Below are 20,139 nucleotides of genomic sequence, written 5' to 3'. Positions count from 1 at the left end.
GTTTCGGGGTTTTCTTTAACGCAATCCGGAGGCAAGGTCACGGCCGATGACTGAAGATTCGACTGATTTGTTTGACGACCTGTTCGCCCGCCGCGTCGTGCCCGTTCTGGTGCCGATGCCCGCCCCGAAACCATACTCCTATGCGGTGCCGGAGGGAATGGCTGTCCAGCCCGGATCGATCGTCCAGGTGCCGCTAGGCCCCCGCCAGGTGCTGGGCGTCGTCTGGGACGGAACCGACGATGGCAGCGTCGATCCGAAAAAACTGAAGTCGATTACCCGTGTCTTCGATTGCCCGCCTTTGGCCAAAGACATGCGGACTTTCCTCGATTGGGTTGCGACATACACCGTTTCGCCGCCGGGACTTGTTGCGCGCATGGCGCTCCGGGCTCCGGCGGCGTTTGATCCGGAGCCGATGATCGAAGGCCTGCGGTTGACCGAGACACGGCCCGAGCGGATGACGCCGGCGCGTGAGCGGGTGATCACTACCGCCGACAACGGGTTTACATGGACCCGCTCGGGGCTAGCCCATGCGGCCGGTACTTCCTCCAGCGTCATCGACGGACTGACGGAGCAGGGCGTGTTCGAGACGGTGTTCATGCCGCCGCCCCCGGTGGTGGCAGCGCCCGATCCGGATTATACCGAGCATCGTCTTGAGGGGCCGCAAAAGCAGGCGGCCATCGATCTGCTCGAAAGCGTCGATGCCGGCGGGTTTTCCGTGTCGCTGATCGACGGCATTACCGGCTCGGGCAAGACCGAGGTCTATTTCGAGGCGATCGCCGCGACCTTGAAGGCTGGCAAGCAGGTGCTGATTCTCCTGCCGGAAATCGCTTTGACCGCGAGTTTCCTCGAGCGTTTCCAGGATCGCTTCGGCTCGAAACCGGCCGAATGGCATTCCGACCTTGCACCGCGCACCCGCGAAAAAGTCTGGCGGCAGGTGACGGAAGGCGGTGTGCGGGTCGTGGCCGGTGCGCGCTCGGCGCTGTTCCTGCCGTTCGAAAATCTCGGCCTCATTGTTGTCGATGAGGAACATGATCCGGCCTACAAGCAGGAAGACCGTGTCTTCTATAATGCGCGCGACATGGCAGTGGTCCGCGCGCGGATCGGCGAATTCCCGATCGTGCTGGTGTCTGCGACGCCATCGGTGGAAAGCAGGGTGAACGGCGATCTCGGCCGCTACAATCCGATCCACCTGCCGACGCGATTTGGCGATGCAGCACTACCGGATCTCGGCCTCGTCGATATGCGCAAGCACCCGCCAGAACGCGGCGGCTTCTTGTCGCCCATCCTGCTGCGCTATATCGGCAAGGCGGTGGAGCGCGGCGAGCAGGCGCTGCTGTTTCTCAACCGCCGCGGATATGCGCCACTGACACTTTGCCGCGTGTGCGGCCATCGCTTCCAATGCCCGGATTGCTCCAGCTGGCTGGTCGAGCACCGGTTTCGCGGCCAAATCCAGTGCCACCATTGCGGCTATGCGGAAAAGACGCCGGAGAGCTGCCCGGAATGCGGTACGCTCGATCATCTGGTCGCCTGCGGCCCGGGTGTCGAACGCATCGCCGAAGAAGTCGACCGGCATTTTCCCGATGCGCGCACCATCGTACTTTCGTCCGACCTGATGGGTGTCAAGCGCCTGCGGCTGGAGCTGGAGGCCATCGCCAAGGGCGAGGCGGATATCGTCGTCGGCACCCAGCTGGTCGCCAAGGGACACAATTTTCCGATGATGACCTTCGTCGGTATCGTCGATGCTGATATCGGCCTTGCCAATGGCGATCCACGCGCAGCCGAGCGGACATTCCAGCTGCTCAGCCAGGTGACGGGCCGGGCGGGGCGAACCGGCCTGAAGAGCCTTGGTCTGCTGCAGACCTATCAACCGCAACACCCGGTGATGCAGGCGATCGTCTCGGGCGATTCGGATGCCTTCTACCAGCGCGAAATCAGCGAGCGGGAAAAGGCGCTTCTGCCGCCGTTCGGACGCCTCGCCTCGATCATCGTCTCGGCCGATACCCGCCCCGATGCGGAAGGGCATGCGCGCGGCCTGCGCCAGGCTGCTCCCAAGGTCAGCGGCATCAGCATTCTGGGTCCGGCCGAGGCACCGCTGGCGCTGATCCGTGGCCGCCATCGTTTTCGGCTTCTGGTACATGGCCGCCGCAACAGCGACATGCAGGCTTTTGTCAAAACGATGATGGCGAATGGGCCGAAGGTGCGCGGATCGGTGAACGTGCAGCTCGATATCGATCCGCAGAGTTTTTTGTGACGTTTACCAATCCGGTTCAAGGGCCAGTGGGGTGTTTCGGTTTGTTCCGTTCGTCAACATCGCTGCTCGGCGCCTCAGTTCCAAAGGAAGAGCGTTGAGGGCTGGATCTTCGAAGCTCAGATGTGGAAGATGTGTCGCGATCAACTCTGCGACGAGGAAAGCCTGATCCCGGTCCCGCCCTTGTTTAAGGGGGTCGCGGTCTTCTCTTTCGCTGACCCAAATCTTGTGGAGAGCAAAGCTGCGCGGGTCAGGTACTGACATCATCAACGGAAACCCACGTCCGTCGAGCACAGTCACCTCTATCTTCGGACTGTTGACCAGCCATTTGAGGCCGTCGATTTCGACAGGTGTCAGGTCTGTTCCTTGGATCAGGTCTGTTCCAACGGGCTTGATGGGATCTGCAGATTGGGGGGTGATCAGATCGACAAAAAAACCGTCCTTGTTGACGGCACGATAACTGCCTTTCGAAAGCAGTCGAAAGGATTGATCCACGGACTTCAATAGGTCAATCCAGCCGTCCGGCGGAACATGTGTGGCAAGAAGCCGCAAGCTTGTCCGTCTGTCGAGTAAAAGATCGATATCGCCAGTGGCGATAAGCTGGCTGTCTATATGAACGCCTGCCATGCGCTCGTAGGCAAAGAGGCAATGAGTGCCGGCAATATCAAGCGCCGACCCCATCAAGTTGGCGGAATCAACGGCACGTAGAATTCGAGCCGCGATCAATGGCACCCGTCCCAGCCCCATAGCTCGGTTGATGGCGGCAAGCTCGTTCAGCCGCGACGCCAGGCTCGCGACCGTATCTCGCAGGGTTTGGCGTCCTGCATGGAAGGCCTCGAACGTTTTCTCTGTCTCGCCGTTTCGCGGCCCTAACGATTTCCAGGCTTTGCGTGCCTTTCGATAAAGATATTGGTGCTTTCCGACAGTCTTGAACGCCATAGAGCCCGCATATCGTGCCGCCAACTCGCGTGAACCTGCCTTCCAGGCGAGGTAAACCTGCTCGGTGTCAATGATCTGCCGGGCCTTTTCTCCGCTTACTTCGCTGATATTATAAATTTTATCCCCCTTACGGAGATTTCTATCAAAAAAGGGATAATAGTCCTCTGGGGCGGCTGTTCAAGAATTATCCCCATTCGCACGAAATTTTTTCAATGAGGAAATAATAAAATTGTTTCAGCATCTTATGAAGAAAAAATCTTATTCCTGCATCTTGTCCGGCCGGTTTTTCGGCAGGATTTCGGTGCTTCCAGGCGGAATCCGTCTGTGCGATAAGCGAATCGCCTGATCGAGTGAGGAGCATGTGCCATGGAATTCTACATTCCAACCGAAACGGGAGAATTCCTGGCGTTTTGTGCAGCCGTCGTCACGTCGCTGCTCGGGCTTGTCTTCCTGTTTGCGCCGGGCATCGCGTTCCGGGCGCTGGGGATCGATCTGCGTGAAGGCCGGCGTGGCGGGTATGCGGAGGCGCGCTCGACGATGGGTGGTTTTCATCTTGGGCTTGGTCTTGCCGCGCTGCTGCTTGCCCAGCCGATGGTCTATCTGGCGATGGGGGCTGCTTTTGCGCTTGCGGCATTCGGGCGCATCCTTTCGATGCTGTCGGATAGCGGCAACACGGTTGTGAATTGGTTGTATCTAGTCCTTCAGGTCGCGCTTTCGGCTTTGCCCTTGGCCTATGTCTTTGGCTTCGTTTAAGCCTTGCCAGTCAGGCGCTACAGCGCGGACCTCGCCAGCTCATACCCCATTTTTGTCAAAATTTGGCCAAACCGGGCTATCTTGAGCGCATTCGTGCGGTTCGCGTGTTGCGAGTCCAGATATCCTATGCTAGACGAACCGCGACTTGTGGGGGAAACAGGCCGCCCGGCCTGTATGTCCTTTAAAATATAGCAACAAATTCAAAGTGTTGGGTTTACGGTTCTCCGCAGACATCGCCTTTGAATTAAAATAAGAGAAGCTTGTGCCCGTGGCAGACACATCCCAGCTTATTTCCGGTGTTGCAGAAAGGTACGCGTCTTCGCTTTTCGATCTCGCATTGGAAGCGGGTTCGGTGGAGAGCGTAGCGGCGGATCTGGACAAGTTCCAGTCGCTGATCAACGAGAGCGCCGATTTGAAGCGTCTTATTGTCAGCCCGATCTTTTCTGCCGACGACCAGTTCAAGGCTATTTCCGCGATCATCGCGAAGGCCGGAATTTCGGGTCTGGTTGGCAACTTCCTGAAGGTGGTTGCACGCAATCGCCGCCTGTTTGCAGTGCCTGGCATCGTCAAGTCCTATCGCGAAACCGCCGCCCGTCATCGGGGCGAAGTTTCTGCTGAAGTGACTTCGGCACATGCCCTGTCGGCAGCGCAGCAGACTGAATTGAAGGCGGCGCTCAAGGGCGTCACCGGCAAAGACGTGACGCTCAACGTCACGGTTGAACCCTCTATTCTCGGTGGTCTGATCGTCAAGGTCGGGTCCCGCCAGATTGACACTTCCCTTCGCACAAAGCTTTCTAGCCTTAAGCTTGCACTGAAAGAGGTCGGCTGATGGATATCCGCGCCGCGGAAATTTCCGCAATTCTTAAAGATCAAATTAAAAACTTCGGCCAGGAGGCAGAAGTCTCCGAGGTTGGCCAGGTGCTTTCCGTCGGTGACGGTATTGCCCGCGTCTACGGTCTGGACAATGTCCAGGCCGGCGAGATGGTTGAATTCCCGGGTGGAATTCGCGGCATGGCTCTGAACCTTGAAGCCGACAATGTCGGTGTGGTTATCTTCGGTGCCGACCGTGGCATCAAGGAAGGCGACACTGTCAAGCGGACCGGCTCCATCGTGGACGTTCCGGTTGGTCCGGAACTGCTCGGCCGCGTCGTTGACGCGCTCGGCAACCCGATCGACGGCAAGGGCCCGATCAACGCAACGCGCCGTTCGCGCGTTGACGTCAAGGCTCCGGGCATCATCCCGCGCAAGTCGGTTCATGAGCCGATGTCGACAGGCCTGAAGGCCATCGACGCCCTGATCCCGGTTGGCCGTGGTCAGCGCGAGCTGGTCATCGGTGACCGTCAGACCGGCAAGACCGCCATCATTCTCGACACGATCCTCAACCAGAAGGCCATTCACGACAATGGCCCGGAAGCCGAAAAGCTGTATTGCGTCTATGTCGCCATCGGCCAGAAGCGTTCGACGGTTGCCCAGTTCGTCAAGGTGCTCGAAGAGCGCGGCGCCCTGAAGTACTCGATCATCGTTGCTGCAACGGCATCCGATCCGGCTCCGATGCAGTATCTCGCACCGTTCGCCGGTGCTGCGATGGGTGAATATTTCCGCGACAACAGCATGCACGCGCTGATTGGTTACGACGACCTTTCCAAGCAGGCCGTTGCCTACCGCCAGATGTCGCTTCTGCTGCGCCGTCCGCCGGGCCGCGAAGCTTACCCAGGCGACGTTTTCTATCTGCACTCGCGCCTTCTCGAGCGCGCTGCAAAGCTTTCCGACGCCAACGGCGCTGGCTCGCTGACCGCTCTGCCGGTTATCGAAACCCAGGGTAACGACGTTTCGGCGTTCATTCCGACCAACGTGATCTCGATCACCGACGGCCAGATCTTCCTTGAAACGGACCTGTTCTACCAGGGTATCCGCCCGGCTGTTAACGTCGGTCTGTCGGTTTCCCGCGTCGGTTCGGCCGCTCAGGTCAAGGCGATGAAGCAGGTTGCCGGCTCGATCAAGGGTGAGCTTGCCCAGTATCGCGAAATGGCAGCGTTTGCCCAGTTCGGTTCGGACCTTGACGCTGCGACGCAGCGCCTGCTGAACCGCGGTGCCCGCCTGACCGAACTTCTGAAGCAGCCGCAGTTCTCGCCGCTGAAGACGGAAGAACAGGTCGCAGTCATCTTCGCCGGTGTGAACGGTTACCTCGACAAGATCGCCGTCAACAAGGTTGGCGCGTTCGAGCAGGGTCTGCTGTCGTACATGCGTTCCGAAGGCAAGGACATTCTCGAGGCTATCCGCAAGGACAAGGCAATCAGCGACGACGTCAAGGGCAAGCTCAAGGCTGCCATCGACACGTTTGCGAAATCCTTCGCCTGAACGGGTACCAGTTAGGACGGACAACGGATGCCTTCACTTAAGGATCTGAAAAACAGGATCGCCTCCGTCAAGGCGACGCAGAAGATCACCAAGGCGATGAAAATGGTCGCCGCGGCGAAGCTTCGGCGTGCGCAGGAGGCGGCCGAGGCTGCTCGGCCTTACTCGCAGCGGATGAGCGCGGTTCTTTCGAACATCGCCCAGGCTGTCGGTTCGGATGACAGTGCGCCTCGCCTGATGACTGGCAACGGTCAGAACCAGACGCATCTGCTCGTGGTTTGCACGGCGGAACGCGGCCTTTGCGGCGGCTTCAACAGCCAGATTGCCCGCTTTGCCCGCGATCACGTGCGCAAGCTTTTGACCGAAGGCAAGACGGTCAAGATCATCTGCGTCGGCAAGAAGGGCTTCGATATCCTGCGTCGCGAATTCGCTTCGCTGATCATCGACCGCGTCGACCTGCGTGAAGTCAAAAAGATCGGTTTTGAAAACGCCGACCAGATTGGCAAGAAGGTCATCGGCTTGTTCGAAAAGAACGAGTTCGATGTCTGCACGCTGTTCTATTCGGAGTTCAAGTCGGTCATTTCGCAGGTTCCGACGGCACTTCAGCTGATCCCCGCCGCCGTTCCGGCCGGTGCGGAGCAGACTGACGCAGCGGCTGCGATCTACGAATATGAGCCAGATGCGGGCGAGATCCTCAACGATCTTATTCCGCGCAACATTTCGGTGCAGGTTTTCCGGGCTTTGCTCGAAAATGTTGCGGGTGAAATGGGTGCCAAAATGAGCGCGATGGATAATGCCACGCGCAATGCCGGTGATATGATCAACAAGCTGACGCTCTCCTACAATCGTCAGCGACAGGCTCAGATCACCAAGGAACTCATTGAAATCATTTCGGGCGCGGAAGCGCTCTAAGGTTACGGAAAGAGGGTAAGGATTATGGCTAAGGCAGCTACCCCCAGTACAACAGCAGCGGCTAAGAAGCCGACAGCAGTGAAGGCAGCAGCGGAAAAGCCGGCAGCAGCAGCGAAGACCGTTGCAGCGAAGAAGGCACCGGCAGCCAAGGTCGCCGTTACGGCAACCGGCGCCGTCGGCCGCGTGACGCAGGTCATCGGCGCCGTCGTCGACGTGACTTTCGATGAAGGCCAGCTGCCGCTGATCCTGAACGCGCTGGAAACCGACAACAACGGCAACCGCCTTGTTCTCGAGGTCGCACAGCATCTCGGTGAAAACGCCGTTCGCACGATCGCCATGGACTCGACCGAAGGTCTGGTTCGCGGTCAGCCGGTCACGGACACGGGCGCTCCGATCACCGTTCCGGTTGGTCTGGAAACACTCGGCCGCATCATGAACGTCATCGGCGAGCCGGTTGACGAAGCTGGTCCGCTGATCACCTCGAGCAAGCGCTCGATCCACCAGGAAGCACCGTCCTACGTCGAGCAGTCGACGGAAGCACAGATCCTCGTCACCGGCATCAAGGTCGTCGACCTTCTGGCTCCTTACGCCAAGGGCGGCAAGATCGGCCTGTTCGGCGGCGCCGGCGTTGGCAAGACGGTTCTGATCATGGAACTGATCAACAACGTCGCCAAGGCGCACGGTGGTTACTCGGTATTCGCTGGCGTGGGTGAACGTACCCGCGAAGGCAACGACCTTTACCACGAAATGATCGAATCCGGCGTGAACAAGCACGGCGGCGGCGAAGGCTCCAAGGCTGCACTCGTTTACGGCCAGATGAACGAACCTCCGGGCGCCCGCGCTCGCGTCGCTCTGACCGGTCTGACGATCGCTGAACAGTTCCGTGACGAAGGTCAGGACGTTCTGTTCTTCGTGGACAACATCTTCCGCTTCACCCAGGCAGGTTCCGAAGTGTCGGCTCTTCTCGGCCGTATTCCTTCGGCCGTTGGTTATCAGCCGACGCTTGCCACCGACATGGGTCAGATGCAGGAACGCATCACCACGACGACCAAGGGCTCGATCACCTCGGTTCAGGCCATTTACGTACCGGCCGACGACTTGACCGACCCGGCACCGGCAACATCGTTCGCCCACTTGGACGCAACGACCGTTCTGTCGCGCTCGATCGCAGAAAAGGGTATCTACCCGGCTGTTGACCCGCTCGACTCGACCTCGCGCATGCTCGACCCGATGGTTGTCGGCGAAGAGCACTACGAGATCTCCCGCAAGGTGCAGACGACCCTGCAGCGCTACAAGTCGCTTCAGGACATCATCGCCATCCTGGGCATGGACGAACTGTCGGAAGAAGACAAACTGGCTGTTGCCCGCGCCCGCAAGATCGAGCGCTTCCTGTCGCAGCCGTTCTTCGTCGCTGAAGTCTTCACTGGTGCACCAGGCAAGCTGGTCGCGCTCGAGGACACGATCAAGGGCTTCAAGGGCCTCGTCAACGGCGACTACGATCACCTTCCGGAAGCCGCCTTCTACATGGTCGGTTCCATCGAGGAAGCGGTCGAAAAGGCCAAGCGCCTGGCTGCTGAAGCCGCTTAATGACTTTCGATCGGGGCGCCTCTTGCGGTGCCCCGATCGTCACTCGCTGCGGCTGGCAATGTGCGGCCGCGCCGAACGGATTTTCTGCCGGGGTTTTTCGCCGGTAGCGCCAAAAGAAGCGAATGATCATGGCTGATTTCAATTTCGAACTCGTCTCCCCGGAACGCCTGCTGCTTTCCGAGCGCGTCAGCGAAGTCGTTCTTCCGGCAACGGAAGGCGAAATGACCGTCATGGCCAACCATGCGCCGGTGATGACCACAATCAAGCCGGGCATCGTCAGCGTCAAGGCAGTCGATGGCAAGGTGACACGTTACGTCGTGTTCGGCGGTTTTGCCGATATCCTGCCAACGGGCTGCACACTGCTTGCCGAATCTGCGGTTCCGGTCAGCGAAGTCGATGCCAAGCTGATCGAAAAGCGCATCGATGCAACCAAATCCGAATTGGATGATGGTTCGCACAGCGACGAGCACAAGACGCGCCTTGAAAGTTTCCTTGCCGAGCTGACACAGCTCAATCAAATCGTCGTTGCGGCCTGAAAGGGTCAATGACGTGGCTTTGGAACCCCGCTCCGGCGGGGTTTTTTATTGCCTGGAATTTCCCGGTCCGGCCGCCAAAAACTGGGACGCCGGCGGCGCTGTCACCGTAACGCTTTGATTCTATATGCGCTCGCATCTGCGAAAAGATTTTACATGCTCGCGTTTTGCGTTAGGTTGCCCCGTCGCAGACGTTTTTGAAACTTGCAACCGCAGGTTCGACAAAAGACAAGAGGATGCGCATGTCTTCGAAGATCGTGCCGGTCATTATGGCCGGCGGCAAGGGGACGCGGCTATGGCCGCTGTCGCGTTCGGCGGCGCCCAAACAATTTCTCCAGTTTCTCGGTGATCATTCACTGTTCCAGAAGACGCTGGAACGGGTCTCCGATCAGGAGCTTTACACACCGGCGTTGGTGGTCACCAATGCCGAATTCCGCTTCATTGTTGCCGAGCAGGCCCGGGCGCTGGACGCACCGCTGTCGAGCATCCTTCTGGAGCCGGTCGCCCGCAACACTGCGCCGGCGCTCGCAGCTGCTGCGTTCGTGGTCCTGCGCGACCATGGCGACGCCGCCATCATGCAGGTGCTGGCCTCCGATCACGAGATCAACGCCGGCGCACACTATTTCGACTGCATCCGCATCGCGCAGGAGACCGCACAGACCGGTAAACTGGTGACCTTCGGTATCCAGCCGACGGAACCGGCCACCGGCTACGGCTATATCGAAATGGGCGATGATCTTGAGACGGGTGCGAAAACCGTTGCCCGCTTCGTCGAGAAGCCGGACCGGGAGCGGGCGGAAGAGCTGCTGGCAAGCGGCCGGTACCTCTGGAACTCCGGGATGTTCATGCTGCCTGTCGGGCAGTTGCTGGCGGAAATCCTGCGTTATGCGCCTGCGGTTTACGACGCTGCCCAACGGGCCATCCAGGGCGCCGAGCGGGATCTCGATTTCGACCGTCTCGACGAGGCGGCCTTTTCGCAGGCGCCGGATATTTCCGTCGATTACGCCGTGTTCGAGAACACGCCGCATGCAGCCGTGGTGCCGTCATCCTTCAGCTGGTCAGACCTCGGCAGCTGGGACAGCGTCTGGGCGATCGGCGAAAAGGATGCAGACGGCAATGTGGTTGGCCAGAAGGCAACGGTCTCCAATACCCGAAATTCGCTGGTGCTGTCGCGCGATATCCATCTGGCGGTTCAAGGGTTGGACGATGTCGCCGTCATCGCCAGCGAGGATGCCGTCTATGTCGGGCGGATGGAAGACAGCCAGAATGTCGGCGCCATCGTCAAGCAGCTAGCACTGTCGGCCAAGACGAAAGGGCTGACGGAAAACCATCCGACATCCTATCGCCCTTGGGGTGCGGTGGCATCGGTGCTGAGCGGCGAGCGTTTCGAGGTCAAGCGGCTGCATGTGACGCCCGGCCGCAAGATCTCGCTGCAGAAGCATCATCATCGCTCCGAGCACTGGATCGTCGTGCGCGGCACGGCGGAGATCATGATCGACGGCGAGACCCGCCTGCTGCATGAAAACGAGTCAGTCTACATTCCGCAGGGCGTCGTCCATCGACTGACCAACCCCGGCAAGATCGCGCTGGAACTGATCGAGGTGCAGACGGGGTCATATCTGGAGGATGATGATATCATCCGGCTCGATGACGAGTTTGGGCGGACATAAGGGCTCGGGATCGCTGTGTTCTCTTCTCCCCTGCGGGGAGAAGGTGGCCCAGAGGGCCGGATGAGGGGGCCATGCCGCTCCTAATTTGCCGAATCACCCCTCCTCGCCTCACTGCGTTCGGCTCTTCTCCCCGCAGGGGAGAAGAGGGAGCTATGCTTTGCGCCCGGAATTCTTTCCTCTGGTTGTCGCCACCAGCAACAGCATCATGTCATCCAATGATGGAGCAGACGCAAAAAAAACGCCCGGGATTTTTCAATCCCGGGCGTTGCGGTTTGAGAGTCTTTTTATCCCCGCAGATCAGCCGGCGATTTTGTCGGCATAGGCACGCTGTTCGTAATGGTGGCCGAAGCGGCTCTTGAGGAAGGCGTCGAGGCCGATTTCTTCCTGGCGGATGAAGCCCTTGGCCGGCAGTTCGCCCTTGGCCAGCATGTCGAGAACGGCGCAGATGCTGGATGCCGTGGTGATCTGGATGGCGCTCATCATGCGGCCGGCAACGACGGCGCTATAGACCTTGTTGGCGTAGGTTTCCTGAACCAGACGGCCTTCCTTGCGGCCAGAGACCGTGACGAAGATGATGACGACGTCCTGCATGGTCGATGGCAGCGAGTTTTCGAAGATGTCCTTGAGCACTTCGCGGCGATGGCGCAGGCCAAGATCGTTCAAAAGCGCCTTCATGATCGCGGCATGGCCGGGATAGCGGATGGTGCGGTAGTTGAGCGTGCGAACCTTGCCCTTCAGCGTTTCGCACAGCGTGCCGAGGCCGCCCGACGTGTTGAACGCTTCATAGGTGACGCCGTCGAGCGAGAATTCTTCGCGTTCTTCAAGCGCCGGAACTTCGATCAGATGGCCTTCGACGATGGCTTCGCAGGGTTCGATATATTCGTTGATGACGCCGTCGGTGCTCCAGGTCAGGTTGTAGTTCAGAGCGTTGGACGGATATTGCGGCAGGGCGCCGACACGCATGCGCACGCTGTCGAGCGTGTCGAAGCGGCTGGCGAGATCATTGGCAACGATGGAGATGAAGCCCGGTGCCAGGCCGCACTGCGGGATGAAGGCGGTGGTGGCGGTTTCGGCGATCGCCTTGACGTGACGGGTGGATTCAACGTCTTCGGTGAGGTCGAGATAGTGGACGCCGGCCTTGGAGGCGGCTTCGGCAATGGCGATCGTCAGGTGGAACGGTGCGGCGCTGAGGACGGCGAATTTGCCGGTCAAAAGGGATACCATAGCGGCGCTGTCGGAGATGTCGATTTCCGCAACCGAAATGGCATCGTGCTTTTCGATCATGGCGAGCTGTTCGGCACTGCGGTCGGCCAGCGTGACCTGATAATCGCCGGAATGGGCGAGAAGGCGGGCGATGGTCGAGCCGATCTTGCCGGCGCCGATGACAACAATGTTTTTCATGATGGTTCCCCCGAATGAATCTGAATGTACCCCATTATCTGCTTTCCAGTGGTTGATATGAAGCGCTGATCTGATAAAAATGCCGTCGAATAATCGGCATAATGCCGATAAGGATGGTCATAATGACGCTAGCGGACAAAGACCGGCATCTTCTCGCTATTCTGAGCGAAAACGCCCGCATGCCGACGGCGCTTTTGGCGCGCAAACTCGGCCTTTCGCGCACGACGGTGCAGGCAAAACTCGAGCGGCTGGAACGCGACGGCATCATTGCCGGCTATGGCGTCAGGCTGTCGGATGATTTTGAAAAGGGGCTGATCAAGGCGCATGTGCTGATCACGCTTGCCGCCAAAGCGCTGGGCCGGGTGACGCAGGACCTGCACGATATCGAGGATGTGCGGACGTTGCACTCTGTTAGCGGCAGTTTCGACCTGATCGCCATTGTCGCAGCATCGTCAATCAGCGAACTTGATCTGGTGATCGACCGGATCGGCGAGATCGACGGAGTGGAAAAAACGCTGTCGTCGATCATCCTGTCGACGCGGATCAATCGGTGATCATTCAATCAATGGGGTGCGCGTCAATTGCCACTCACCATACCCCTCTCCCCGCGGGCGGGGAGAGGGGACAACAGAGGTTGCCGCTTCTTCCTTCTCCCCGTTCACGGGGAGAAGGTGCCCGATAGGGCGGATGAGGGGCAGTTAAGGGGCACCCCTCTACCCAAACAGCACCATGCTGGCCCTGAGCGTCACCCAGACGCTCCAGAGCAGCGGGATGCCGACGATGGCCCAGGCGAGCAGGGCCTTGCCGTCGAAACCGCCGGCGCCGATGCCGAAGGAGCCGGTCGGGCCGGCGTTTGCCGCAGCGGACTTGGCTTGCAGGGCTGCCACTTCCTCGTCCTTCATGAACCATTTGTCCGGGAGCGGCCGGATCAGTGCATTGGCGATCAGCCCCAGCGCTAGCATGCCGGCGAGGATATACATCGTACCGGTATAGAGTTCAGGACCGGGCGCGACACCGGCCGAAATCTGTGCCTCGCGGATATAGTTGACCACAACCGGGCCAACGATGCCGGCCGTTGCCCAGGCCGTCAGTAGCCGCCCGTGAATGGCGCCGACGAACTGCGTGCCGAAGATATCGGCAAGATAGGCCGGGATGGTCGCAAAGCCGCCGCCATACATCGAGAGGATGATGCCGAAGGCCAGCACGAACAGCGCCTTGTTGCCAAGACCGGCCAGCGTCGGGGCGAGCGCATAGAGCGCGATGCCGAGGACGAAGAAGCAGAAATAGGTGTTCTTGCGGCCGATCTTGTCCGACAGCGAGGCCCAGAAGAAGCGGCCGCCGATATTGAACAGCGAGAGAAGCCCGGTAAAGCCTGCGGCGATTGCCGCGATCGACGCTTTCTGCGCCGTGTCGAGATCGGCAAAGGCGACATCCGGCAGGCCGATCAGCGAACCGGCAAAAATCTCCTGCAGCATCGGCGATGCCATGCCGATGACGCCGATACCGGCCGAGACGTTGAGGCAGAGCACCGCCCAGATCAGCCAGAACTGCTTTGTCTTGTGGGCATCGCGCAGGTGCACGTGCTTGGTGGTGATCATTGTGCTTTTGGACGCCGGTGCAGTCCAGCCTTCCGGACGCCAGCCTGCCGGTGGGATGCGGTAACCGAAGGCGCCGCCCATCATGAAGACGAAGTAGATCACCGCCATAACGACGAAGGTCTGCCAGACGCCTGCCGATAGATCGGTGCGGAAATGGGTCATCAGCAGGTTGGCCAGCGGAGCGCCGATCATGGCGCCGCCGCCAAAGCCCATGATGGCCATGCCGGTTGCCATGCCGCGCCGGTCGGGGAACCATTTGATCAGGGTGGAAACCGGCGAGATATAGCCGAGCCCAAGACCGATGCCACCGATGACGCCAGCGCCAAGCCACATTAGCCAGAGCTGGTGGGTATAGACACCGAGTGCTGCGACGAGAATACCGCCGCACCAGCAGCAGGCGGAGACGAAACCGGCCTTGCGCGGGCCGGCGCGTTCCAGCCAGCCACCCCAGATGGCGGCCGAGCAGCCGAGCAACACGAAGAACAGCGTGTAAATCCAGCCGAGATCGGCGACGCGCCAGTTGCAGCTGGTGGTGAACAGGGCGGAAGCAAGGTTCATGCTGGCGCAAGTATCGGGTGTGGTGCCGATCGCCTTGGAAAGCGGCAGCCAGAAGACGCTGAAACCATAGGCCATGCCAATACAGAGATGGATAGCAAGCGCTGCCGGCGGTACGAGCCAGCGGTTGAAGCCCGGCTTGGCGATAATGCGTTCGCGGTCGAGAAGGCCGACCGAACCTCCGCCCACATAGGTGTCCGTTGTTGCCGTCATGAATTTTGTCCTCCGTGCGCCCACGTCCCAGCGGGCGGTTCCCAATGAAAGGTGTTTCCGGGATCGGCAGGGATTGTTGTGCGCCACTCGCTCCTCCACGCGTGGTGCCTCCTTTGCCGTCCTTCCCATCACAGGAGCAATCGGCGTGCCAAATCGGGCCATTCAAGATTTCAATGGGTTATGCGAGAGGGACTGCGCGAACCGGACAAAATGTCCGTGAACTGGAGGACATTTTGTCCGACTCAGTTGGCTTCCGGCAGCCAGATGGAAAAGGTAGTACCTTCTCCTGGCATGCTTTGAACGGAAATCCGGCCCCCCTGGCGGGCGATCAGCCGCTGGCTGATGGACAGGCCAAGGCCGGTTCCTTCCTGCCGCTTGGTGGTGAAAAATGGATCGAAGATTTTGCCGATCAGCTCCGGCGTCATGCCGAACCCCGTATCGGTGATTTCCAATGTTACGCCCGGCTTTTCCTCGATGTCCTGATCCTGTGTGCGGATCGTCAGGGCGCCGCCCCTCGGCATGGCGTGGATGGCATTGACGATCAGGTTGACAGCCACCTGCTGCAGTTCCGTCCGGTTCATCAGCACCAGCCGCGTGGCCCGGTCGTCGCGGACGAGCTTGATCTCGGCCTTGTGCAGAAGATGCTGTACCAGCGGCAGGCAATCGGAAATTACCTCTGACGGTGCGTGGCGCTCGACATAGCCGGCATATTCTTCCGGCTTGGCAAACTGCAAGAGCTTGGTGACGATCTGGCTGATGCGATGGATCTGCTCGTCTATCAGCCGGAATTCCACCTTCGCCTCGTCGGCCTTGGCGCCGAGCACGCTGCGCACCACGTCGAGATTGCCCTGGATGACAGCGATCGGGTTGTTGATCTCGTGGGCGACGCCGGCGGTAATCTCGCCGATGGCGGCGAGTTTTTCCGACATGATCAGCTGCTTGGTCGTCGCCTCGATCTGGCGGTTGGCCAGTTCCAGCTCGCTTGTGCGCTCGGCGACGCGCTCGTTCAGCTCCTCGTTCCATTGCCGCAGTTCGCGATCACGCTGCTGCAACTGGTCGAGCAGACCGTCAAGATGCAGCGCCACGCGGCCGATCTCGTCGCTGGCGGCTTTCAGTTCGGTACGGGCGCCCATATTGCCACCCTCGACGCGGGTAATGGTGTCGCTCATGCGTTCCAGCGGTTTGAAAATCGCCCGTGCCCAGCGCAGGAAGATCGGTACGCTGACGGCGGTGACAACGAGAAAGGCGAGCACGATGGTCAACAGCGTCGCGTACTTTGCCTGCCGGAAGGGCGTTTCCAGAAAGCCGACATAGAGCATGCCGACGCGCTTGCCGAAACTGTCAACGATCGGCTCATAGGCCGAAATGTACCAGTCGTTGACGACGAAGGCGCTATCAAGCCAGGTGCGGCCCTCATCCAGAACGGCAGCACGCACGGCGGCGGAAACCCGGGTTCCCAGCGCACGGCGATCCTCGAACAGGCGCACATTGGTGCTGACGCGCACGTCCTCGAGAAACAGCGTCGCGGTGCCCTTGCTGCCTTCGGGAAGACTTGCCTCCCGATAGACGAGGTCGTTGATCGTATCGATGAAGACGAGGTTCTGATTGAGCAGGATACCGCCGACAAGCGCTGCTTTTGCACCGCTCTCCAGTGTCACGGGACTGGCCGAATGCACGACCATGCCGCGCGTCTCGCTCTCGCGGTCGGTCGGCACGGCATTTGGGGTTTCCACCAGATCGATCCGGGCGCGCTCCGCCAACGCAGGCGATAACGTGGCCAATTGTTCGTTGGAGAAAATGTCGATGGCTGTGGAAGATGTGCCGTTGAGTGCCGCAGCCACCACCGGCCAGGCGGCCTGTGACTGTCCTGTCCTATGGATCGGTTGGCCCTGACGATCGACGAGCATCAGGAAATCGAGGCCGAGCGTCTGCCGGCTCTTCTCAAGGTATACCGGCAGCTCCGGGGTTTCGCGAGCTCCCACCGTGTCGCGAAACGCGGCGGAAACGGCAAGCGCCTGGATATGCTCGCCGGTGTTTTCGAGAATGCGGGACAGATATTGATGGGCGATGGTCAGGTCGCCGTTGACCTTGGTGATCAGAAGCGCATCGAATTTGGCGTTCCAGCGGGCAATGGTAATGCCAAGCAGAAGTGGCAGGATGACCAGCGTCGGCAGCAGCGCGATGGCCAGAAGCCGGAAGCGGATGGAGCGGGCAGGGCGTTCTGTCGGATGGGAGGTCTCAGCCATTCCAGACAGCGCATTTGCGGTCGATGGTCTTGCGCGAAATGCCAAGGCGCCGGGCCGCTTCATCGCGGTTGCCGCCGGTTTCTTCCAGCACCGCCAGGATATGCCGGCGCTCGACATCATCCAGCGTTTCACCGGCCAACTCGGCCTGTGGACTGCGGCCGCCACGGAAGTCGTCCGGGAATTTTCCGAGGATCAGCGAGCGCTCGATCAGGTTTCGCAATTCACGGACATTGCCGGGCCAGGCATAGCGCGCCAGCGCACCGCGCACCTGCGCATCGATCGTCACCTGCGGCATGCCGAGTTGCTGCGACAATTTCTGCATGAACAGATCGGCCAATTCCTGCACATCATTGCCCCGTTCGCGCAACGGCGGCAGATACAGTTGCATGACATTGATCCGGTAGAACAGGTCGGCGCGGAACCGGCCTTTCTCCACCTCCTTCTGCAGGTCGGCATTGGTGGCGAAGACGAAACGCAGATCGACCGGCACTTCGCGTTCGGAACCGACAGGCCGGACGCGGCGATCCTCGATGACGCGCAGAAGCTTGCTTTGCGTGGCGAGCGGCATTTCGCCGATCTCGTCGAGGAACAACGTGCCGCCCTGCGCATGCGTGAACAGGCCTTCGCGGTTGTTTTCAGCGCCGGTAAAGGCACCCTTGATATGGCCGAACAGTTCCGTTTCGATCATATCGGCCGGGATGGCGGCGCAATTGACCGGTACGAAAGGCTTTTCCGTCCGGTCAGACAGGGTGTGCAGCGAGCGGGCGGCAACTTCCTTGCCGGTACCGGACTCGCCGGTCAAAAGCACCGAGGTCGGCAGCGGCGCCACGCGCGCGATGGTATCGCGGACCTCGCCGATCACCCGCGACGCTCCGATCAGCCGGTCGCGCAAAAGAATATGATCGGACGTTGCCTTCAGCTCATAGCGCAGCACGAAATTCTCGCGTTGCAGCCGCATGCGGTCGAGGCACCGGGCGACGGAATTGAGGATCTGGTTGGAGCGGAAGGGTTTCAGCACGAAATCGACGGCACCGGCGCGCAAGGCTTGGATCGCTGTTTCGAGATCGGCAAAGGCGGTGATCAGGATCGCTTCGGCGAAGAAACCGATGGCACGCTGCTCGGCCAGCCAATCGACGCCATTCTTACCGGGCATGATATTGTCGAGGATGACCACATCGAAATGGTGGGCATCAAGCTTGCGCGAGGCTTCGTCTGTATCGGCCGCCTCCTCGATCCGTTTGCAGCGGGGCCCGAGCGTGCGGACGAGGAAATTGCGCATGCCCGGCTCGTCATCGACGATCAGGATGGATGCCTGCGCCAGCCACGGGCCGAACTCCGGATCGCGCTCCGGCACGGGCGTTTTGCGCGCTGCCTCTCCCTGCAAAAGTCTCTCCCTCTTTTGACGAGGCCGACCATAGCAAGGCTGACGGGCAGGTACAAAGCGGTTTCGGATCTCTTTCGGAAAACAGCCCGATTGGTTCGCTGCGGAATATCTTGATGATGCGGCAGACGGGTCCGGTTTATTCGCTGCTTCAACTCTGCTAGGTGCCCAATCGAACGCAGCGGCTGAGGGGCACTTCGATGAATGCGCAGGAAATTCCGGATCATGATGCCTGGAGCGCCTGGCATCCGCTGGAGCTGACCAACCGTCTGGCTGGCATTTCGAAGCCGTGGTGCATCGTTGGCGGTTGGGCGCTCGACCTATGGCATGGCCGGCAGACCCGCGATCACGACGATCTCGAATTCACTGTGCTCCGCGAGGATATCGGGATTTTCCGCAATGCCCTGAAAGGGCTCGATTTCTACACGGCGGGAAACGGGATCGTGGAGCCTCTGCCGCACGAGGCAGAGCTGCCCGCCGATATCACGCAGATTTGGTGCCTGGACAGCGTCGAACGCTGCTGGCGGGTGGATATGATGATTGAACCCGGAACGCCGCAGACATGGATCTGCAAACGCGATCCAACAATCTTTGGCCCCCGCCATGAATTCGTCCGCTCGATTTCAGAGGGAATTCCCTATCTGGCGCCAGCACCCATCCTGCTGTTCAAGGCCAAATATCAGCGGGCCAAGGATGAGATCGATTTCGAAAATGCCTTACCGAAGCTGGCAACGGCCGAGCGGGCTTGGCTAAAGGCCAGTCTTGAGCTGGTGCATCCGGGGCATGACTGGATCGGAATGCTGTAGGGGGGTGACTGTAGAGGGCTACCTTACCTTCAGCCCCAGCTCCGCAAGCAACTGCCCCGCCTGGTCGCGCGAGATCGTTGCGCCCTTGAATTGCTTGGCGTTCAGCAGGCGGATGCCGCCCAGGTCGGCGCCGCGAAGGTCGGCACCTTCGAAACGGCAATCGACCAGATTGGCATCGCGCAGGCTGCAATCCTGAAATATCGCGTCGCGGAAATCGCATTTCTTCAGGTCAGCCATCTGGAAATCGAGGCCGTTCAGGCGGGCCTTTCGAAAGGAGAGGCCAGGCAGCCGGGCGTCGGCCAGCCGGGTTTCGTGGAAGGTCAGGTTGAGGGTTTTCGCCTCGGACAGATTTGCTCCCGTCAGCTTGCAACGGGAAAAGTGCGCGCTGGTCAGTGTCGTGCCGCGGAAATTGCTGTTGTTGAAGTCGCACCCCTCGATTTTGCTCTCGGACAGGTCGCAGCCGGTGAAATCCGCGAGACCGCCCTTGCAACTCGACCAGATCGTGGCGCTCAGTTTTGCGCCGGTGAAATTGGCTTGCTTGACGTTGCAGGCCTCGAACACCCAGCCATCCAGCGTTAGGCGGGAAAGGTCTGCTTCCTCAAGAACGCAATCTATCAGCTTGTGCGGTAGCCCGCTTTTCGAGAGGTGTCCGATTGCAGATCGATCAAGCTCGCTATTCTCGAGGATATTGGCTGGTGAAATTGGGGTGTCCGGGGAGATGGAGGGCGCCATGTCGATTGTCCTTGTTCGTCATCGAGGGAACATGGCACAGAACCACGACCCTCGCTGACCATTGCTGATCAAACTGGTGCCGTGGAAACCCGCAGGGGTCATAAGCTGCTCAGCGCAGGAACCGGATTACCAACCGGCTCATCTTTTTCGGTATTGCTGCGTAGCTTAGATGGCGCTCCCGTTCAACGTCAATGAACGGTGTCGGCAAAG

At 59.9% G+C, this 20,139-nt stretch carries 16 protein-coding genes; 10 read left to right on the top strand and 6 right to left on the bottom strand.

Features of this window, described 5'->3' with window-relative positions; translation table 11 throughout:
* Window positions 1-46 precede the first annotated feature (46 nt).
* Complete coding sequence (locus ACQY8Q_RS10270; protein ID WP_428426490.1) at window positions 47-2,251, top strand: primosomal protein N'; 2,205 nt, start codon at window positions 47-49, stop codon at window positions 2,249-2,251.
* Between the two features lie 3 nt (window positions 2,252-2,254).
* On the opposite strand, the gene ACQY8Q_RS10265 is transcribed toward ACQY8Q_RS10270, so the two are convergent.
* A complete protein-coding gene (locus ACQY8Q_RS10265) occupies window positions 2,255-3,187 on the bottom strand; it encodes a GSU2403 family nucleotidyltransferase fold protein (RefSeq protein ID WP_428426489.1) in 933 nt (310 codons plus the stop codon).
* 366 nt (window positions 3,188-3,553) lie between these two features.
* Here ACQY8Q_RS10265 and ACQY8Q_RS10260 point away from each other — a divergent pair, with 366 nt between their 5' ends.
* From ACQY8Q_RS10260 to ACQY8Q_RS10230, 7 genes are all read left to right on the top strand, one after another.
* Entirely contained in the window at window positions 3,554-3,940 is a 387-nt protein-coding gene (locus ACQY8Q_RS10260; RefSeq protein ID WP_428426488.1) for a DUF4345 domain-containing protein, read from the top strand.
* A 262-nt stretch (window positions 3,941-4,202) separates the two neighbouring features.
* Window positions 4,203-4,769 carry a F0F1 ATP synthase subunit delta gene (locus ACQY8Q_RS10255; RefSeq protein ID WP_113246439.1) on the top strand — a complete coding sequence of 189 codons (567 nt, stop codon included), beginning with the start codon at window positions 4,203-4,205 and terminating at the stop codon, window positions 4,767-4,769.
* Window positions 4,769-6,298 carry a F0F1 ATP synthase subunit alpha gene (gene atpA, locus ACQY8Q_RS10250; protein WP_428426487.1) on the top strand — a complete coding sequence of 510 codons (1,530 nt, stop codon included), beginning with the start codon at window positions 4,769-4,771 and terminating at the stop codon, window positions 6,296-6,298. Before ACQY8Q_RS10255 ends, atpA begins: the two co-directional genes overlap by 1 nt.
* A gap of 27 nt (window positions 6,299-6,325) precedes the next feature.
* Window positions 6,326-7,207 carry a F0F1 ATP synthase subunit gamma gene (locus ACQY8Q_RS10245; RefSeq protein ID WP_428426486.1) on the top strand — a complete coding sequence of 294 codons (882 nt, stop codon included), beginning with the start codon at window positions 6,326-6,328 and terminating at the stop codon, window positions 7,205-7,207.
* Window positions 7,208-7,231: 24 nt separating this feature from the next.
* Window positions 7,232-8,794, top strand: a complete 1,563-nt coding sequence (atpD, locus tag ACQY8Q_RS10240) for a F0F1 ATP synthase subunit beta (RefSeq protein ID WP_428426485.1) — start codon at window positions 7,232-7,234, stop codon at window positions 8,792-8,794.
* A 128-nt stretch (window positions 8,795-8,922) separates the two neighbouring features.
* Complete coding sequence (locus tag ACQY8Q_RS10235; RefSeq protein ID WP_428426484.1) at window positions 8,923-9,330, top strand: F0F1 ATP synthase subunit epsilon; 408 nt, start codon at window positions 8,923-8,925, stop codon at window positions 9,328-9,330.
* 239 nt (window positions 9,331-9,569) lie between these two features.
* Window positions 9,570-10,997: a mannose-1-phosphate guanylyltransferase/mannose-6-phosphate isomerase gene (locus ACQY8Q_RS10230; protein ID WP_428426483.1), complete on the top strand. Its 1,428-nt coding sequence runs from the start codon at window positions 9,570-9,572 to the stop codon at window positions 10,995-10,997.
* Between the two features lie 297 nt (window positions 10,998-11,294).
* Here the strand turns inward: ACQY8Q_RS10230 and ACQY8Q_RS10225 are convergent, their stop codons facing one another.
* The gene (locus tag ACQY8Q_RS10225; RefSeq protein ID WP_428426482.1) at window positions 11,295-12,398 is read right to left on the bottom strand and encodes a saccharopine dehydrogenase C-terminal domain-containing protein; all 1,104 of its coding nucleotides are present in this window, start codon (window positions 12,396-12,398) and stop codon (window positions 11,295-11,297) included.
* Between the two features lie 122 nt (window positions 12,399-12,520).
* Between ACQY8Q_RS10225 and ACQY8Q_RS10220 the strand changes: the two genes are divergently transcribed.
* Window positions 12,521-12,952 (top strand): Lrp/AsnC family transcriptional regulator, encoded by a 432-nt coding sequence (locus ACQY8Q_RS10220; protein ID WP_113246434.1) that lies wholly within the window; start codon window positions 12,521-12,523, stop codon window positions 12,950-12,952.
* A 159-nt stretch (window positions 12,953-13,111) separates the two neighbouring features.
* Here ACQY8Q_RS10220 and ACQY8Q_RS10215 read toward each other — a convergent pair whose 3' ends face one another.
* From ACQY8Q_RS10215 to ACQY8Q_RS10205, 3 genes are all read right to left on the bottom strand, one after another.
* Window positions 13,112-14,764: an OFA family MFS transporter gene (locus tag ACQY8Q_RS10215; RefSeq protein WP_428426481.1), complete on the bottom strand. Its 1,653-nt coding sequence runs from the start codon at window positions 14,762-14,764 to the stop codon at window positions 13,112-13,114.
* A gap of 242 nt (window positions 14,765-15,006) precedes the next feature.
* The gene (locus tag ACQY8Q_RS10210) at window positions 15,007-17,010 is read right to left on the bottom strand and encodes a sensor histidine kinase (RefSeq protein WP_428426480.1); all 2,004 of its coding nucleotides are present in this window, start codon (window positions 17,008-17,010) and stop codon (window positions 15,007-15,009) included.
* A complete protein-coding gene (locus tag ACQY8Q_RS10205) occupies window positions 17,003-18,394 on the bottom strand; it encodes a sigma-54-dependent transcriptional regulator (protein WP_428426479.1) in 1,392 nt (463 codons plus the stop codon). The genes ACQY8Q_RS10210 and ACQY8Q_RS10205 overlap by 8 nt, the downstream gene beginning before the upstream one ends.
* A 197-nt stretch (window positions 18,395-18,591) precedes the next feature.
* Here ACQY8Q_RS10205 and ACQY8Q_RS10200 point away from each other — a divergent pair, with 197 nt between their 5' ends.
* Window positions 18,592-19,197: a nucleotidyltransferase domain-containing protein gene (locus tag ACQY8Q_RS10200; protein WP_428426478.1), complete on the top strand. Its 606-nt coding sequence runs from the start codon at window positions 18,592-18,594 to the stop codon at window positions 19,195-19,197.
* Window positions 19,198-19,215: 18 nt separating this feature from the next.
* Here the strand turns inward: ACQY8Q_RS10200 and ACQY8Q_RS10195 are convergent, their stop codons facing one another.
* The gene (locus ACQY8Q_RS10195; RefSeq protein WP_428426477.1) at window positions 19,216-19,929 is read right to left on the bottom strand and encodes a pentapeptide repeat-containing protein; all 714 of its coding nucleotides are present in this window, start codon (window positions 19,927-19,929) and stop codon (window positions 19,216-19,218) included.
* Between the last annotated feature and the right edge of the window lie 210 nt (window positions 19,930-20,139).

The sequence above is a fragment of the Pararhizobium sp. genome, from assembly GCF_965279435.1.
Classification (GTDB): domain Bacteria; phylum Pseudomonadota; class Alphaproteobacteria; order Rhizobiales; family Rhizobiaceae; genus Pararhizobium.
Note: the sequence above shows the minus strand (reverse complement) of the source record. Positions and strands in the feature narration are given on the sequence as shown.

Coding starts and splice junctions, on each gene's coding strand:
- ACQY8Q_RS10270 (WP_428426490.1), top strand. CDS start 47: ATGACTGAAGATTCGACTGATTTGTTTGACGACCTGTTCGCCCGCCGC.
- ACQY8Q_RS10265 (WP_428426489.1), bottom strand. CDS start 3,187: ATGGCGTTCAAGACTGTCGGAAAGCACCAATATCTTTATCGAAAGGCA.
- ACQY8Q_RS10260 (WP_428426488.1), top strand. CDS start 3,554: ATGGAATTCTACATTCCAACCGAAACGGGAGAATTCCTGGCGTTTTGT.
- atpA (WP_428426487.1), top strand. CDS start 4,769: ATGGATATCCGCGCCGCGGAAATTTCCGCAATTCTTAAAGATCAAATT.
- ACQY8Q_RS10245 (WP_428426486.1), top strand. CDS start 6,326: ATGCCTTCACTTAAGGATCTGAAAAACAGGATCGCCTCCGTCAAGGCG.
- atpD (WP_428426485.1), top strand. CDS start 7,232: ATGGCTAAGGCAGCTACCCCCAGTACAACAGCAGCGGCTAAGAAGCCG.
- ACQY8Q_RS10235 (WP_428426484.1), top strand. CDS start 8,923: ATGGCTGATTTCAATTTCGAACTCGTCTCCCCGGAACGCCTGCTGCTT.
- ACQY8Q_RS10230 (WP_428426483.1), top strand. CDS start 9,570: ATGTCTTCGAAGATCGTGCCGGTCATTATGGCCGGCGGCAAGGGGACG.
- ACQY8Q_RS10225 (WP_428426482.1), bottom strand. CDS start 12,398: ATGAAAAACATTGTTGTCATCGGCGCCGGCAAGATCGGCTCGACCATC.
- ACQY8Q_RS10220 (WP_113246434.1), top strand. CDS start 12,521: ATGACGCTAGCGGACAAAGACCGGCATCTTCTCGCTATTCTGAGCGAA.
- ACQY8Q_RS10215 (WP_428426481.1), bottom strand. CDS start 14,764: ATGACGGCAACAACGGACACCTATGTGGGCGGAGGTTCGGTCGGCCTT.
- ACQY8Q_RS10210 (WP_428426480.1), bottom strand. CDS start 17,010: ATGGCTGAGACCTCCCATCCGACAGAACGCCCTGCCCGCTCCATCCGC.
- ACQY8Q_RS10200 (WP_428426478.1), top strand. CDS start 18,592: ATGAATGCGCAGGAAATTCCGGATCATGATGCCTGGAGCGCCTGGCAT.
- ACQY8Q_RS10195 (WP_428426477.1), bottom strand. CDS start 19,929: ATGGCGCCCTCCATCTCCCCGGACACCCCAATTTCACCAGCCAATATC.